We start from the raw sequence: 16,181 nt of genomic DNA on the forward strand, positions 1-16,181 counted from the left end.
ACGCGATCACGAAAGATCGCGAAAGCTGGATCGCCTTGATGATGGAGGGGGAATACGGGCTAAGCGGTGTCGATCCACATCCTGTGAAATCCGCCGCAACCACCTTTCTGGCCTTTCTGGCGGCCGGAATCGTGCCTTTATTCCCGTTCATTCTTGGACTGGGCAACGCATTTTCTGTCTCGGCCGCGCTGACCATGGTGACCTTTTTCGCGATCGGCGCGCTGAAAAGCGTCTGGTCTCTCAGCCCCTGGTGGCGATCTGCTGGCGAAACCCTGGTGATTGGGGGGGTGGCCGCCGCAATTGCGTATTTAGTCGGAGCGTTGTTCCATGCGTAGAGGGCGTCTCATGCGCCTATGACCGCTTCGTCCGCACCTCCCAGTTCGTCGACGGCGCGGCGAAAGACCGGATCAAATCCGGGGGTCTTGTGAGCAATTCTACGACCGGTATGGCGACGTTTGCCGCGACGCAGCAATCGCCATGCTGCAGGTGCAGGGTTGGGTGGGGCTCCAAGCTATCACATTTGCTGCGCCTACATCAAGCCAGTTTGTCCTGTGTGAATTCGCCTTCGGATTCACCTTGCACCCGCAGCGAACAACCGGTGCGGTGAAGCTGCGCTGCGGCGCTGGGCTACTTTGGCAAGGTCTGGTCTGGGCCGTGAACGACGACAGCCTGGATGAACCGGAGCTCCGTTCGCTGCACCGCCGCAGGTCCGCTTGGAGCCCAAAGTCTCGGATGATGTAAGATGAACGAACGGCAGCAACGGAAAGTAGTCATTCGCTTCACTATCCGAACTTAAGCCGAGTAAAGGGGCTGTCGAGCAATGCAATCGAAACGCTTTTGACCAAAACGGACTTAGAAACGCTGAAGGCTTTCGTGAAAGCACCCCTTCCTTGGTGGGGCAAATATTGATAGAAAATAATGATGAGTTTGAGAGCAACAGCAAGCAGTTAAGTGCAAACTGCTTGCAACAGTCAACCGGTGTAAGCATCGACCAGTTCTTCGCACTGAACAAGGAGCCCGACAGCGCACCGCAGCTTGTCAAATTGTCTGGTTTCCTGACAATCTACACGGTAACCGAGGCGCAGAGTGCCCTTGCCTGCCTGCCGTCTGAAGAAACGGTAGACATTGATCTTTCAGAGCTCGAGGGACTGGACACCGCAGGTGCATGGGCGCTGGTGATGCTCAAGAGACGTATCGAAGCATCGAACCAATCTGTGCAGTTTCTGGGAGCGCACGAGGAAACCGGAAACCTGCTTAGCAGCGTGGAACGCGCGCTACCGGTTGCCGAGGGCCAGCCAACAAGGCGCTTGTCAGTCACGGCATTTATGGAAACATTGGGCAAGCGTGTGTTGTCAGGTGTTTTGTTTCTTCGCGATTTGACCGCATATCTGGGCATCTTTCTTCACAAGCTGGTTCGTGCGGCAAGGCATCCAAGCGAGTTTCGGTTCACATCGCTGGTGCATCACTGCGAGGAAGTCGGCTTGAAAGCCGTTCCCATCGTCGCACTCATGGCGTTCCTGATCGGCATCGTTTTGGCCTTTCAAGGCTCGACCCAACTTCGCCAGTTCGGAGCAGAGGTTTTTGTGGTTGATTTGATCGCCATCTCCATCCTGCGTGAATTGGGCATTCTCCTGACCTCAATCATTGTTGCCGGTCGCACGGCATCCGCATTCACAGCGGCCATTGGCTCGATGAGGATGCGCGAGGAGATCGATGCAATGCGTACCCTTGGTCTCGATCCCGCGATGGTGCTCTTTGTGCCGCGGATTCTGGCGCTTCTGTTCATGCTGCCGATCCTGGGCCTGATCGCCAATCTTGCCGGGCTGTTTGGCGGCGCGCTGATGGCGTGGATCGATCTGGGTATTTCTCCGGCGATGTTTCGCACGCGGCTGATCGAGGGAACCTCCGTGACTCATGTCTTTGTCGGGTTGGTCAAGGCGCCGGTCTTCGCGCTGATAATCGGCGTCGTCGGCTGTCATGCAGGGATGCAGGTCAAAAGCAATGCCGAATCGCTCGGAAGGATGACTTCCAATGCAGTCGTCACTGCAATTTTCGCCGTGATCGTCGCCGATGCGATCTTTTCGATTTTCTTTGCGCGGATCGGTTTATGAATACGCGCGAAATTGTCATCGAACTGCGTGGTATTCGCAACCAGTTCGGCTCTCAAGTGGTGCATGAAAACCTCGATCTGGATGTCTATCGAGGTGAAATACTAGGCGTGGTCGGCGGATCGGGCAGCGGCAAATCGGTTCTGTTGCGGACGATCGCGGGCTTACAGAGACCGGCAGCGGGCAGTGTCGTCGTTCTTCGAACCGATGTGATGAGCGCCGATGAAGACACCCGGCAGGCCCTCGAAAGCCGATGGGGAGTGATGTTTCAGGATGGCGCGCTGTTTTCCTCGCTAACCGTACGAGAAAATGTCGAGGTTCCAATGCGCGGCATCGAACGGCTAGACCCTAGCATCCGCAGCAAACTCGCCGATCTGAAGATATCTATGGTTGGCCTGCCATATCTGGCCGGAGACAAGTACCCTTCCGAACTCTCGGGCGGGATGCGGAAACGTGCGGGTCTTGCGCGGGCACTGGCGCTTGATCCCGATATCGTATTCCTCGATGAGCCAACAGCAGGTCTGGACCCGATTGGCGCGGCGGCTTTCGACCAGCTTATTTTTGGGCTCAGCCGGTCGTTGGGCCTTACCGTCTTCCTCGTTACCCACGATCTTGACACGCTATATACCGTTTGCGACCGCGTTGCCGTTCTGGCCGAAAGAAAAGTTCTGGTGACTGGCAACATGGCAGATATGCTGAATGTCGATCATCCTTGGGTGCATGAGTACTTCCACGGCCCCCGCGCCCGTGCCGCAGCCTCCGAAGGTCGGATCAGCACCAGTCAGAAAGGCAACTGAGTTGGAGACGAAGGCGAATTTCTTTCTGATTGGCGCATTCACCCTTGGGGGTTTGGGCGGTATCCTCACGTTCTTCTTGTGGTTCGCGCAGGTCGAGCTTGATCGACAATTCGACTATTACGACATCCGCTTCTCTTCGGTTGCCGGGTTGGGCAATGCCTCCGACGTGCGCTTTAGTGGTTTGCCCATCGGTCAGGTCGTGGATGTGCGCCTGTCCCCCGAACGGGACGGGACCATCCTTGTTCGTGTCGAGGTGGACGCAGAAACTCCGGTGCGGACAGACAGCATCGCCACGATCGAAGCGCAAGGCGTCACCGGCGTCTCCTTCGTAGGCATCAAGCCCGGGTCGGCCTCGTCGCCACTTCTGGAACCCACGGAAGCGCAGCCGTTCCCCGAGATCACAGCGGGCCGGTCCACGTTGCAGACTCTGTCGGAGGATGCCCCAAGGCTGTTGCAACTATCGCTTGAAACGGTCGAAGATGTCAGCGAGCTTTTGGGGGCCGAAAATCGCCAACGCCTCGAAAACATTCTGTCCAATGTCGAAACCGCATCAGCAAACTTCGCGCAGACACTGCAAGACTTCTCTTCCGTAACGGCGACAGTTGGCGATTTTGCCCAACAAATCAATCGCTTCAACGCGACACTAGATACACTTACGGGCGATATTACGAGCGTTCTTGAAAGCGCAGACGTCGCAATTGTCTCGATTGGCGAGTTGTCAGAGCAGGGCAAAGGGGTTCTGAGCATCAGCACGGAAACCCTGACCAGTGCGCAGGCGGCCATCGAAAGGACCGAGCGGTTTGTGGAGGGAGAACTCAGCCTCACGGCGGAGGAATTGAGACAGACCGCCGCCGAATTGAGACTCCAAGCGTCCAGTCTTGGTGAGGATGTAAGCGCCTTGATGGCCACGCTGGGCACGACAGGTGAGACCGCGACCGCCCGGTTGAGCGAGGCGGAATCGACGCTGCAAGCCGCTGATGCTTTGATCGCGCGGTTAAATGAAACCACCGCCGTCGTTGGGAGTACGGTCACGAATATCGACAAGCTACTGCAAGACGAAGCCGCGCCGCTGCTGTCGGACGTGCGCGCGATGGTGGCCGACGCGGAGCGCGCGATCGCCTCGGTTGCCTCCGTCGCAACGGAAGATCTGCCAATCATCATTGCTGATATGAAATCCGCCGCAACCACCTTTCGCAAGGTCACCGCCGAAGTCGGTGAAGATCTGACCACTCATGGCAAATCCGCCGGTCAACTTATCGAAACCGCGCGTGGCACACTGGAAGAGGCCAGCCTGGCCTTTTCGAATGCCAACGATACGCTGAGTGCGATCAATGCAGCCCTTGAAACAGGCGACCGCGCGCTCACTGCGGCGGAGAGTGCATTTTCTGGTGCGGGCCGTGTCCTAAACGAAGACTTGGCTGGTATTATCACCAAATTGGAGAGCACGCTCGACAATTTGAATGCCGCCGTCGGCCAGGTGTCGGGCGACCTTCCGGGAATTTCGCAAAACCTGCGCGCGGCGAGCCAGTCTGCATCAGATACGTTTGCAGAGTTGCGGCGTGTCACCGGCGCCGCGGCGCCCGCCGTTCAAGAGTTCACGAAAACGGCGCTTCCCCTTTACACGCGACTTGCACAGGAAAGCCGGACACTGATAGCCAATCTGGATCGCCTTACGACCCAGATTCAGCGTGACCCGACCCGCTTCTTTCTAGACCGCGAAAGACCGGAGTTCAGAAGATGATCCATTTGCACTTGCTTAAGCACAGTCTTCGCGCGTTCGGCGGGCTTGTTCTGGGGGGCATCCTTAGCGGGTGTGCCGTGATTTCCGCCTTTGACGAGGCCGCGACGCCACTGGATGTTTTCGAACTGCGCGCGCCGCCCGGAATTAAGGCAACATCGCAGCAGGTTTTGGCGCGCGATGTGATTGTCGAACTGCCAAGAACCAGCGGGGCTTTGGCAACTGATCGTATCATGATTCGACCGAATACACTGCAAGCACAGTACCTGCCAGATGTGCGCTGGAGCGAGCCGACACCCGTCATGGTGCAAACGCTGATGCTACGCACACTTGAGGCAACGGGTGCGGTTCGTTACGTCGGACGCGAGCCGCTTGGTGTCAGCGGGGATTACGCGGTCCTCACTGAGGTGGTCGATTTCCAAGCGGAGTTGGCTGAGGACACCGACAGCGCCACTGTGCGCCTTAGCCTCATCGTCAAAGTTGTTAGAGAGGCAGATGCCCGAATTATCGCGAACCGGACCTTCGCGGCAAACGCGGTCGCAGCTTCGACGGAAACACTGATCGTGATCCAAGCATTCGACGTTGCATCCGTTCAACTGTTCTCTGAGTTTGCGGATTGGCTGCCGAGCGCTTTGGCAGGTCGATAGAGATTTTGAATGCGGCAGGGTGTGCAACGTTAAAGATTAACGTCCGCTAAGACGAGCAGAGCGGTTATTGCATGAAGCACGTCGAACGGCAGGAAAGTCCGCTCTGCCGACCCTCAGCCTCCGAAAATGCTGCACCATAGACTAATGGCCGGTCTGATGAAGCTGCGGTGCGGCATCGACGTGGTGGGTGGACGGCGGCTCTGGGCCGTCCCTTCGGAACGGCCCAGACTGTTCAGATTTCGACTGCTTCAGCAATCGCCAAGGCATCTTCAAGATCGACGCCGAGATACCGAACGGTGCTGTCCATCTTCGTGTGACCCAGCAGAAGCTGAACCGCTCGCAAGTTGCCAGTCTTGCGGTAGATGTACGCGACTTTTGTCCGGCGCATCGAATGTGTCCCGTATGGCGTCGGATCAAGACCGATGGATTTCACCCACTCTCGAACCAGCCGGGCATACTGGCGCGTCGAGATGTGCAACCGCTCGTGAAACCGCCCCGGCCGTAGGTACTCGGAGCCGATCATCAGCGGTTCCTCCATCCATCGTGGGATCGTCTTGCGCGTGCCTTCGGTGATCTCGAAGCGCACCGGCCGCTGGGTCTTGCTCTGGATGATTGACGCGCGTTCCTTGACCTGCCCGGAGGCATAGATGTCGGCGACCTTCAGCTTGACGAGGTCGCGGCCGCGCAGCTTGCTGTCGATGGCCAGATTAAAGAGGGCCAGATCGCGGTGGTTCTTCGCGATTTCCAGGCGCACCCGTATGGCCCAGACGTGTTTCGGCATAAGGGGACGCTTTTGGCCAACGACGCGGCCCTTGTTCCAGGCGGGGCGACATGCGCGGATAGCGCGAAGGTTGGCGATGGTCATGATGGATACTCCCATCCGCCACGATCCGCCACAGCACAAACCCGACGTTGGTGCCTCATGGTAGCACGCCGTGGTGTGACTGCGGAGAAGGTCCGGTCGGAGCCCAAAACCACAGATGCTGCAAACTGATCGAATAGCTGCTTCAATAGAATATCGAACTCGTCGAAAAAGCGCCGGATCGTCGAGCCGGGCGACGGAACTCGTTTACAACCACGTATTACTGGATAAGCTTAAAAAAGCTTGAGCCTGCCAAGTCGCTAAGAAACGATCTAGGAGAAAAATATTGCAGTACCTTCGTCACTCTGCCGCAGCGCTTTTTCTGTTTGGCATTCCTTTTTGCGCGAATGCCGAACCACTCACAGTTGAAATCGTCAAAGACTTGTTCTCGGAGGCCCAACTGGTTTCAAACCCTGTTGAGGTGGAATGTACCCTCTCCGGTGGCGCGCAGACGACCTGCATTCAGATCACGGTTGTTCCGGCTCCTACGACCTACGAGGCAGGCCCGTGGTGTCCCACGAACGTCAAAGACGGTCCCGAGAGTTCGGGCATCTGGTTCTACGATGGTGAAGTTGTCGACGCAGACGGTGCCTTTTTTAGCCAGTTGGCAATGCTCTACGAGGACGATAACTGGCAAGTTGTCGACCCCGAAACCGGCGATGTTCGCTATACGGCGACCGCCGAGGCTTGCGCGGCAGCCGCTCGTCCAGATGTTGCTGAAGAATATCAGAACAGCTGTGTGCAATGCCTGATCGAATATATCGATGGAGATCTGACAGTGACCTATTCAATCCCCGTCGAACCCGTCGCTTCCGAGGCACCGGCGGATGTTCGTCGCACAAGTGTCGGTGTTGCCTTTAACGGCATCCGCATTGACGGCCCAGCCCCGTTAGAGGCCATCCTCGGCGCGTACACTATCGCAACATTCGATGACTGTGGTGGTCACGTCAACCTGCCAGTTGGATACCACTATCACGCGGTCACCGATTGTCTTGCCCATAGTCATGAAGAAGACTCGGCGCAGGTTGAAGGCCATGCTTCTGTTGTCGGGCTGGCCCTGGACGGGCACTTCATCGCAACGCATCTGAATACTGATGGCAGCGCGCCTGACGATCTAGATGCCTGCTACGGACACAGCACGAGTGATCTTGGCTACCACTATCACGCAGGTAAGCCGGGCTCGAACCAGAACCTTGGATGTCTGACAGCGCAGGCTGGTTGCTCGCAAGGGGAGGAAGGCGAGACCTGCGACGCGACAGCCCGTCCCCCGCGTCCGTGAAAAGGATATCGGAAGAACAACGAGCGCGTGAATGCTAGTACTACTATGTAAATGGCTGCAAGTGGCGGTCTCTGACTAGACAACTTCGTCCGCATACTACCAGTTCGCTGTCGGCTCGATTTTGCATCCGCAGCGAATGGCCGATGTGACGGGCCGCACCGCGGCGATCGACAACCTGAGTAAACGGCCTCTTAGGGCCGTGAACGACGACAGCCTGGATGAACCGGAGCTCCGTTCGCTGCACCGCCGCAGGTCCGCTTGGAGCCCATCTTACTGATTTTCTGTGAGGTAGCGAATGTCGGCTTCTGTGATTGCCTTGCAAAGAGGCCTCAGGCTCCCGAACCTAACTGATTAGAAATTTCTTGATCCATCCAGCGTTTGAGCAGCGAGTTAGTCCTTTGATGTTTGCTGGGCAGCACCTCTGGTCGAACTTCCCATTATTGGCCCGCTCACGGGTTAAACAAAACATTGCCGTGAATGTTGGTGGCGGTCATGATCGGTACATTCCGAAAGGGAGTGTCGACTGATGAATGACACCAATGATCGCGAACCTTGCCTTCGCTTTGGTCATGTCATCTATGATCTAACTGCGTGTCAGCTGATCGACCAAGAGGGTCTTCCGATTGCGTTGCGAGACAAATCTTTGCGCGTACTTGGTAAATTGGCAGCGCATAATGAAGTAACGATAGGAAAGGACGAACTTATCCATGCCGCATGGCCAGGAAAGTTTGTTTCCGACGACAGTCTCGTGCAGTGTATCAAGGACATCCGATTCGCATTAGAAGACAGCGGCCGTCAGTATTTACGCACTGCCATTGGACGTGGCTACAGCCTTCACGGCGTGAGCGAAATACCTGTCGAACCGGGGGAACTGCCAAAGCTCTATATCTCCATGTTGCGCGCTACGGCCCATTCACCTGAACTTGCAGAAATCGCCGAAGTCATCACCGAAGAGCTCATCATTGGGCTGTCCCCTCGATCAGGCCTTATAGTTACCTCCGATGAAGAGCAACGCAAGGATGTTGACTACGCCATTGATGGACGAGTGAGCCAGTCAGGTGAACACCTCCGCGTGTTTGTGCAATTGATCCGAGGCAAGTCGGGTGACGTTGCTTTCGCTGAGACTTGGAACTCTCTGATGTCGGAGGCAGAGGACCTCCCTCGCCAGATCGCTGAACGAGTCGATAATGTTCTACGCGTCCACATGTTTAACTTTGCAGGTGAGAAACATATTGACCGAAAGAATGACGAGCTAAACACTCAAGAACTGTTGGCCAAGGCGGCCTATCACATGTCACGGATCCAGATGCATAACAGGGATGTGGCCCGAGATGCGATGACGGTGGCTATCGAACGCGAGCCTGAAAATGCTATTGCATTGGCAATGCGCGCTTCGACATCTGTCATATCTGTATTACAGGAAGGCCCAAAGAAAGTTCCGGATCCTCCGGAATACGTAATTGAGCTCGCCAATCGTGCGGTCGGCATCGCCTCGCATATTGACTTCGTGATGCTCACGCGGGGGTGTGTACGGATGTGGCTTAACGCCGATCATGACGGGGCACGAGCCGATTTCAATCGTGCCCTCGAAATTAGCCCAGCGTTCCATTTGGCACATCAGTTCTTAGCGACCAGCGAAATTCTTTCCGGGGAACATGAACGGGGCATACAACGAGTGAAGAAGTTCATCGACCTCAGTCCTGCGACCAACCCGCGTTACCCGCACTACCTTACGTTGCTGGCCTTGGGCCAGATTTTGGCAGGGTACGAGAGCGCAGCAGTGCAGACATCGCGCGAAAGTCATGATCGTGCGCCCAATGACCATTGGTGTAAATTTGTCTACGCGACAGCCGCCGCGTCGAGCCCAAAGATAACAACAACCCAAGACTTCAAGCGCATGATTGTTAGCACCGACTTGCCTTTCACGCATTTTCGCGACCTGCCGTTCACCAACTCGCGCGACGTCGAAGTGCTGGAAGAGCGGTTGGCCCTCGCTGGGTATCCGGCAACGTCCTGATCGTGCTTGCTGATTGCTTTAGGTGTGAAATTTCGGACAAATTTCATACTGATTTCCTGCCCTCCAAATTTGATTCCACTACTATTAGTGTCATGACGCAACGGATTGTAGCATCAAATTGTTGCTCGGCGATCGAAGAATTATGGAGTGAAGCAATGACCAAATTGAGAACACTGGGATTTATGACGGCATTTGTAGCGACATTAGCTGTCTCGCCAGCATTGGCCGACGGCCATAGCGGCTATTCGGCAAAATCGCTTGCCGAGCTCGAATTTTTCCCCATCGGTGATCTGCCAATTCAAATCGCTGTACTTTGGGGTAACCCTCAGGAGGGACCTTCAGCTGTAATGATGAAATTTCCATCCAATTTTCCTGGAGGCATGCACACACACACTTATGCGTATCATGCGGTTGTGGTGAGTGGTGCGTCAAAACATTGGGGCAATGACGAGACCGAAGCCGCAGCAGCGCTGCAGATGCCCGGCGATTATTGGTTCCAAGAAGCCGGGCATGAGCACCAAGACAGCTTTCCGACGGATGAAGAAACGATCCTATACCTTCAGTTCGAAGGGCCTATCGACACAATGTTCGTTAAATAACTGAACCTTTGGTTTCCTTAAATGGTAAGGGCGGCGGTTTTGGAAAATGCAGACCAGCTCCGCCGTTCGACAGCCAATTGCCTCATAAGAGTTCAGCTCTCTGAATCCAGCCAACATGACCGAGACCTGAACTACTTGGTTTAATATCAAAAGTGCATAGCACAGTCGCGCAGTCCACCAACGCAGCGCCAATTATGCTCCTGGCGGCTTCATTGTTTCCAGAACAGAAACCATATTCGAATTTTCTTTGCGGTTTTAGGTATCTACGGTAGCACCTTGGTTCGATCGCAAGTCAGCATCGATATACTCTCAGCTTGATTCTAAAAGGTAGGGTTTTGGTCATGGAATTAATACTGCTTCTTCTCGTGAGTGTTGGGGCCGCTAGTTTCATGTTTGGCCTAGATTCTGGCTCGTCGGACGACGACGTTAGCGAACCGTCAGACGAGAACGAAGATGAAACCGAAGACGGCTCCCAAGACGATGAGACAGGTCAGGACTCAATCTTGGATATCATCTTTGGAAGTGGCGATGATGATTTCTTAGATGGTAGCGACGACGATGACACACTTGTGGGTGAAGAAGGCGACGACGTGCTAAATGGCTTCGGGGGGGCGGATGTCATCGATGGTTCGGAAGGGGATGACGAACTAAACGGCGGTGCCGGAAATGACGAACTATTCGGCGCCAGCGGGGATGACTCATTGGCCGGCGGAACCGGTGACGATTTGCTTGCTGGCGAGGATGGAGACGATGTTGTTCATGGCGACGCCGGTGACGACGAGCTGTTCGGAGATGACGGAAACGACACCCTGTCCGGCGGCTCCCAAAACGACGCGCTTGTGGGGGGTGAAGGCAATGATGAAATGCAAGGCGGTGCAGGTGATGATTCCCTCTTTGGTGATGAAGGTGACGATAGCCTCTATGGGGAAGAGGGCATTGATTTTCTGAGGGGCGGCTCCGGCTCCGACTTGTTGTCTGGTGGCGACGATGATGATCTAATCGAAGGGTATCATGACAGCGTCGGAGACGGCTCGTTCAGAGATGAGGACATTGTCGATCCGGACACCATCATGGGGGGCGATGGGACTGACCAGATCGTCTTGGGAAGCGGCGATACAGCGTCGGGCGGCGGTTCCACGGATCTCTTCTTCTCTGGCGTCTGGATTGACCCTGACAATCCTCCTGTGATTGAAGATTTCGACGAAGATGACTACCTGTATTTCACTGTCCCTGCTGGGGAAGCCGGGAACTTTGTCATCACACATGAAACCGATCCCGACACCGGTGACACCAGAGTGCTTGCCAACGGTGAAGTCGTCACTATCATCCACTCACCAACTGTGCCGGTGACTGATAGTCAACTGTTCGTTCTTGAAAGCGACCGGTTCGTTTAGTCCCGGTTCCGCCATGAGGAGCAGACCATGAAGAAGAAAATGGCCATATTGGGTGCGGTAGCGTGCATCTTAGCCGCCGAAACCGCCTGGGCACTCGACGATCCGCCGGTCAAACCTACCTACACAAGGCCTAATTTTGAGCGTCCCGTTCCTCCTCCAGGGGTACCGCCAGGCGATAGGCCAGACCCGAAAAGACAACGGTTTCAAGTATCGCAACCTTGGGATCTCTTCTGCAAGTTCGAGCGCGGAACCTGGAAGGGAAAGTATAACCCGATTGTATTGACGACTATGTTTTCGACTAGGGTCGATCCCAGTCTATACCCTGCAGGAGCCAAAGTGTGTCGAGCTCTATCGCCCTCGCGGGACCTCGCGGTAGGTTGCAAGAACAACCGCGGCAACGTGCATGTAGCCGCCGATATCGTGCTCAGCGCCGCGGAAATGCAGGTGGCAAGGTCTTTTTGCTATAAAGTTCTCTCAGCTTTATAAACTCAGACACGGGCGAACCTGTCTCATTTTGGATCTCGAGCGAGAGTGTCAGATCTTCTGTGTATGAGTGATCCGGTCCATGCTTCACCGAAAGGAAGCATGCATGACGATCTCCAAGGAACTACTGGATGAACTGCTGAAGGGCGTCGAGCGCCCCGAGGACCTGCTCGGCGATGCCGGGCTGATGAAGGAGCTGAAGATCAAGCTGATGGAGCGGATGCTGGGCGCGGAGCTGACAGCGCATCTCGGCTACGACGAAGGCAAGGAACCGCCCGCCGGTCAGAGCAACCGCCGGAATGGCGCCTCGACCAAGGTGCTGAAGGGGCAGGACGGCGAGATGCCGGTGGCGGTGCCCCGCGACCGCGACAGCAGCTTCGAACCGGAACTGGTGAAGAAGGGCCAGACCCGGATCGACGGGATGGACGACAAGATCATCGGGCTCTATGCAGCCGGGCTGACGGTGCGAGATATCCGATCCCACCTGCTCGACCTCTACGGCCTGAAGGTCTCGCCCGACCTAATCAGCCGCGTCACCGACGCCGTCTTGGATGAGGTTCGGGAATGGCAGAGCCGGGCGCTGGAGCGGATGTATCCGATCGTGATCTTCGATGCGCTACGAGTGAAGATCCGCGATGCCGACAGCCGGACGGTCAAGAACAAGGCGGTCTACGTGGCCTTGGGCGTTGCCCGCGATGGCCAGCGAGAGGTCCTGGGCCTGTGGATCGCCGAAAATGAGGGCGCCAAGTTCTGGCTCTCGGTGATGAACGAGCTGAAGAACCGGGGCACGCAGGACATCCTGATTGCCGTCGTGGACGGGCTGAAGGGCTTCCCCGAGGCCATCACCGCCGCCTTCCCGGAGGCTATGGTCCAGACCTGCATCGTGCATCTGGTGCGCCATTCCCTGAACTTCTGCTCCTGGAAGGACCGCAAGGTCGTGGCGGCCGACCTGCGCCGAATTTACAGCGCCCCGACCGCCGATTTGGCCGAGGCCGAGCTCGATGCCTTCGAGGAGAAATGGGCCGGGAAATGCGCGTCCATCGCGCCGGCCTGGCGTCGGGCATGGCAGGAGGTGATCCCGTTCTTTGGCTTCGATCCAGCGATCCGCAAGATCATCTACACGACGAACGCCATAGAAAGTCTGAACCGCGTGATCCGCAAAACCATCAAGACGCGTGGATCATTCCCGACGGATGAGGCCGCAACCAAGCTGATCTACCTCGCGATCCGCAACTTCGAGAAGGACGGTCGAAATGTTCGGGAATGGTTTGCGGCCTGCAATCAGTTCGCCATAATGTTCGGCGAGCGCTTCGACGCTTGAGTATCTGAAACCGCATGGACCGGGCCAGATACACAAAGTTTAGGACACTTCCTCTCGAGCAGCGTCTGCTCGGGATTTTTCTAATTGATAACCTCGCTAATAGCCAATTGGACTTTTTTGCGTTCGTCAGAGCGAGGCGAACCGCGACCGCATCGTTAACTATTCGTTAACAACTTGACCTTACGTTGTTTAGTGATGGAAGACATTGATCAAGCGCACTGGGGCTATTGTTGCTCCGTATTAGTAAAAACTCAAGCTCACCAAGTTCGATACGGCTTGGTTGCTTTTAATTTCCCAACTTCGGTCGTGCGTGAACAGGGCTTGCGTTGGATTATTCTGGAGCGATTTGCCAATCTCGAAGATAAAGCCGACGTCATCGTCGAAAGGGAGTTCAAAATTGTCGAGAAGATGAAGCGTTTACTGCAAACCGAAGGGTTGGAGCTATTCGCTCACGAAATACGTGGCCGCAGACAAGAAGTAGACCTTGTACTTTTGATCAAGCCAGCTTGCGGCTCCTGAATTATGTCAAACAGGACGCGAGGGTGTTTCCCGGCTACGCAAATCTCCCATCGCAGCGAGCGTCTTTCGGGAACATAACAGGGAGGGTCACATACACCGACTACTTCAATCACCTAACTTGCCAAGTTTTTCGAAATTCTCCACTATTGCTTCTACATTGCACACCAGTTCAGTAAGGAAACTAGAAACTGGCAATCTCAATGGCTCTATTATCGCCACCACAAGGACCGAATCGGGGTCGCTAAAGTGCTTTATCGGAAAGTCAGACTCAATAACATTTTGTGTGACTTCTATTAAAATCTTACCCTTGAGAAAGGTTGACTTCGGCTGACACACCGTTTTTCTCGAATGATACTGTGCCGTACAATCGGTTGATATTTCCGATGTCATTTTTAATGAGATCGAAAGTTGGTGGTGCTTGTCTTGATTGCTGATTGCGGACAAACAGTGCAGAGGATGCCCAGTCGCATCAGTCCAAGACAGATTCTTGCTAAAGGGCTGAAGATCAAGAAATAGTCGCACGTATTTTTTCTGGCAACTTTTTCGTATCAAGCGCGCTCCAGCGCTTGAATGCCAACCCTTCTCCGTTTCAAGGATTGGAAAGTAGATCCCGCGCTTCTCTCTCTCGGTGAGAAAGGCGTTCTCGGATGTCACAATTTCATAGGCTAAGTTGTCTAGGATCGATCTTAAGTGGTGGACCGCAGACGATAGATCAAAAGAAATACGTGTCCATTCCGCTTGATTGGTGTTTTTTATGACGTGATAACTCGTCTTACGATCCTCCGAAAAAACAGCTTCAACCTCTATTCTCGAGAGAGACTGTAGTCGCTGGTTGATGGACGCAACACATGATCGGCAATAGTTTAGCCTTTTATAGAGTTTTGATAATTCAAATTCCAAGGACTACACCTGCTCTCAAAGGCCACTACGAAGCTCGACGAAAATGTGCACTTAGCCATCGCAACTACCGCTGTATGCGCGTCGGTTCAACTTAACTCTATCCACTCAACACGCACATAACCTGCTTATCTATCCAACTTTCACTGCGGCGTCGATCGATCTCAGCCACTAACCAAGCCGGCCCTCGCCTCCAACGCGATCGTTTTGTATGAAGTGCAGCATCGACAGCGAACCTCAAGGCAGCGGGGAGCCTGCTCACCTTGCACATGTCGGAAAGGCCAGTTCAGCAGTTTGCCGCCGGAATCAGGATACCGTGGCCGGATCGAATGGCAGCTTAGGGCTGGGTGAAGTCATCTGGCCGCTCGCAACTGGTGCGGATTCGCTGCAACCACGCTGCCGCGGTGCCGCATGTCGGCTTCGAGCCCAATTTGACCATTGCCGCGGCCAGTTCCAATGTCCGGTAGCAGACACAGCCAGTGAAACGAGGTGTCCAGTCCCGGCATTTGGTGGACCGGGGTGGGCCATGCCGACATACCTATTGTCCGCGAACCACGCCGAGACGATCCGCGATTTCGTCGTGGATGCGCGCACGCTCGGCGGGTTCTGTGTCACACAGGGAGACAACGCCGCCGTCCTCTGCCAGAATATATTTGCCCTTTGGCGTGCAGATGGGGAAGGCGTCATAGCGTTTCGCGGTCTCGATCACCGCCTGCGGCAGGCCGGCGGTAGAGAACCGGCCGCGATCCGGGGCGCCCAGCCAGATCACCCGAATATCGGCCTCTTGCGCCCTCAGGCTCGGGGCAAGGAAGACATCCGCATATTCCGGGTCGATGGCAATGGCGGTGCCGATCCGGGGATCGCGATGTGTGCGTTCCAATGCCTCGGCATCAACGGAGCCCAACGATACACCGTGTGCTTTGTACCATCCGCAATCAGGGCCGCTTTCGTTGGCCTCACATGAGCTCGCGAAAACGTTGGTGTCGAACGCACCGCCCGCCAGGGCCAGGGCGGCAGTGCCGCCAAGCGCATATCCTGCCACGGCAATCCGGCTTTGATCCACGGCAGTCGACCAGACCGGGTCCTGAAGAATCCGATCAAGCACGTGCGACACATCCTGCGGCCGCCGCCAGATCTCGTCCACGGCATCTGCTGCGCTCTCCGGGCGCGGGCCGTTCACTTCGACCACAAAGAAGCCCTCTTCTGCCAGCCGGCCACTCAGCCAAGCCCCGGAATCCGCCGCTGATCGCAATCCGCCGTGCGAGAGCAAGACAAGGGGATACGGTCCCGGTGCCATCGCGGCATCGCGATAGGCAGGTTGTCCGACGAAGACCGCGTTGCCACCGACATCCTCCAGCGATCCGCCTTCCTGCGCAGGATACCAAATCGAAAGCGACAGGTGACGCAGGTCGTCCTCGCCATGCGTCGTGATGGTGTGAACCCCGATACGGGGCTCCGCGATACCGGGTGCGGCACAAAGACATGCCACCAGAAGGGTCGAAATGGATTTTAGCATGGGT

13 protein-coding genes are annotated in these 16,181 nt (G+C 55.6%); 11 read left to right on the forward strand and 2 right to left on the reverse strand.

Going from position 1 to position 16,181, the window contains the following annotated elements; genetic code table 11:
* The 5 genes from VOI27_RS19600 to VOI27_RS19620 form a co-directional block, all read left to right on the forward strand.
* A partial coding sequence (locus tag VOI27_RS19600) for a VIT1/CCC1 transporter family protein (protein WP_323767692.1) occupies positions 1-335 on the forward strand: 335 nt, incomplete at its 5' end.
* A gap of 651 nt (positions 336-986) precedes the next feature.
* Positions 987-2,111 (forward strand): MlaE family lipid ABC transporter permease subunit, encoded by a 1,125-nt coding sequence (locus tag VOI27_RS19605; protein ID WP_323767771.1) that lies wholly within the window; start codon positions 987-989, stop codon positions 2,109-2,111.
* Positions 2,108-2,905, forward strand: coding sequence for an ABC transporter ATP-binding protein (locus VOI27_RS19610; RefSeq protein ID WP_323767694.1), 798 nt, complete (start codon positions 2,108-2,110; stop codon positions 2,903-2,905). The genes VOI27_RS19605 and VOI27_RS19610 overlap by 4 nt, the downstream gene beginning before the upstream one ends.
* A 1-nt stretch (position 2,906) precedes the next feature.
* The gene (locus VOI27_RS19615; protein ID WP_323767696.1) at positions 2,907-4,646 is read left to right on the forward strand and encodes an MCE family protein; all 1,740 of its coding nucleotides are present in this window, start codon (positions 2,907-2,909) and stop codon (positions 4,644-4,646) included.
* The gene (locus VOI27_RS19620; protein ID WP_323767698.1) at positions 4,643-5,290 is read left to right on the forward strand and encodes an ABC-type transport auxiliary lipoprotein family protein; all 648 of its coding nucleotides are present in this window, start codon (positions 4,643-4,645) and stop codon (positions 5,288-5,290) included. The genes VOI27_RS19615 and VOI27_RS19620 overlap by 4 nt, the downstream gene beginning before the upstream one ends.
* Before the next feature lie 232 nt (positions 5,291-5,522).
* Here VOI27_RS19620 and VOI27_RS19625 read toward each other — a convergent pair whose 3' ends face one another.
* On the reverse strand, positions 5,523-6,155 hold the full coding sequence (locus VOI27_RS19625; RefSeq protein WP_323767700.1) for a tyrosine-type recombinase/integrase: 633 nt from the start codon (positions 6,153-6,155) through the stop codon (positions 5,523-5,525).
* Positions 6,156-6,438: 283 nt separating this feature from the next.
* On the opposite strand from VOI27_RS19625, the gene VOI27_RS19630 reads away from it, so the two are divergent.
* The 6 genes from VOI27_RS19630 (at position 6,439) to VOI27_RS19655 (ending at position 13,764) form a co-directional block, all read left to right on the forward strand.
* Positions 6,439-7,431 (forward strand): YHYH protein, encoded by a 993-nt coding sequence (locus VOI27_RS19630; RefSeq protein ID WP_323767702.1) that lies wholly within the window; start codon positions 6,439-6,441, stop codon positions 7,429-7,431.
* 526 nt (positions 7,432-7,957) lie between these two features.
* A complete protein-coding gene (locus tag VOI27_RS19635) occupies positions 7,958-9,448 on the forward strand; it encodes a winged helix-turn-helix domain-containing tetratricopeptide repeat protein (protein WP_323767705.1) in 1,491 nt (496 codons plus the stop codon).
* A gap of 155 nt (positions 9,449-9,603) precedes the next feature.
* Positions 9,604-10,047, forward strand: a complete 444-nt coding sequence (locus tag VOI27_RS19640) for a cupin domain-containing protein (RefSeq protein ID WP_323767707.1) — start codon at positions 9,604-9,606, stop codon at positions 10,045-10,047.
* A 503-nt stretch (positions 10,048-10,550) separates the two neighbouring features.
* Positions 10,551-11,441 (forward strand): calcium-binding protein, encoded by an 891-nt coding sequence (locus VOI27_RS19645; RefSeq protein ID WP_323767709.1) that lies wholly within the window; start codon positions 10,551-10,553, stop codon positions 11,439-11,441.
* A 589-nt stretch (positions 11,442-12,030) separates the two neighbouring features.
* The gene (locus VOI27_RS19650; RefSeq protein WP_323767711.1) at positions 12,031-13,245 is read left to right on the forward strand and encodes an IS256 family transposase; all 1,215 of its coding nucleotides are present in this window, start codon (positions 12,031-12,033) and stop codon (positions 13,243-13,245) included.
* Between the two features lie 195 nt (positions 13,246-13,440).
* Positions 13,441-13,764, forward strand: a complete 324-nt coding sequence (locus VOI27_RS19655) for a hypothetical protein (RefSeq protein WP_323767713.1) — start codon at positions 13,441-13,443, stop codon at positions 13,762-13,764.
* A gap of 1,435 nt (positions 13,765-15,199) precedes the next feature.
* Here the strand turns inward: VOI27_RS19655 and VOI27_RS19660 are convergent.
* On the reverse strand, positions 15,200-16,177 hold the full coding sequence (locus VOI27_RS19660) for a hypothetical protein (RefSeq protein ID WP_323767715.1): 978 nt from the start codon (positions 16,175-16,177) through the stop codon (positions 15,200-15,202).
* Between the last annotated feature and the right edge of the window lie 4 nt (positions 16,178-16,181).

The organism is Marinovum sp. (assembly GCF_034669705.1).
In the GTDB taxonomy this organism is placed as follows: Bacteria; Pseudomonadota; Alphaproteobacteria; order Rhodobacterales; family Rhodobacteraceae; genus Marinovum.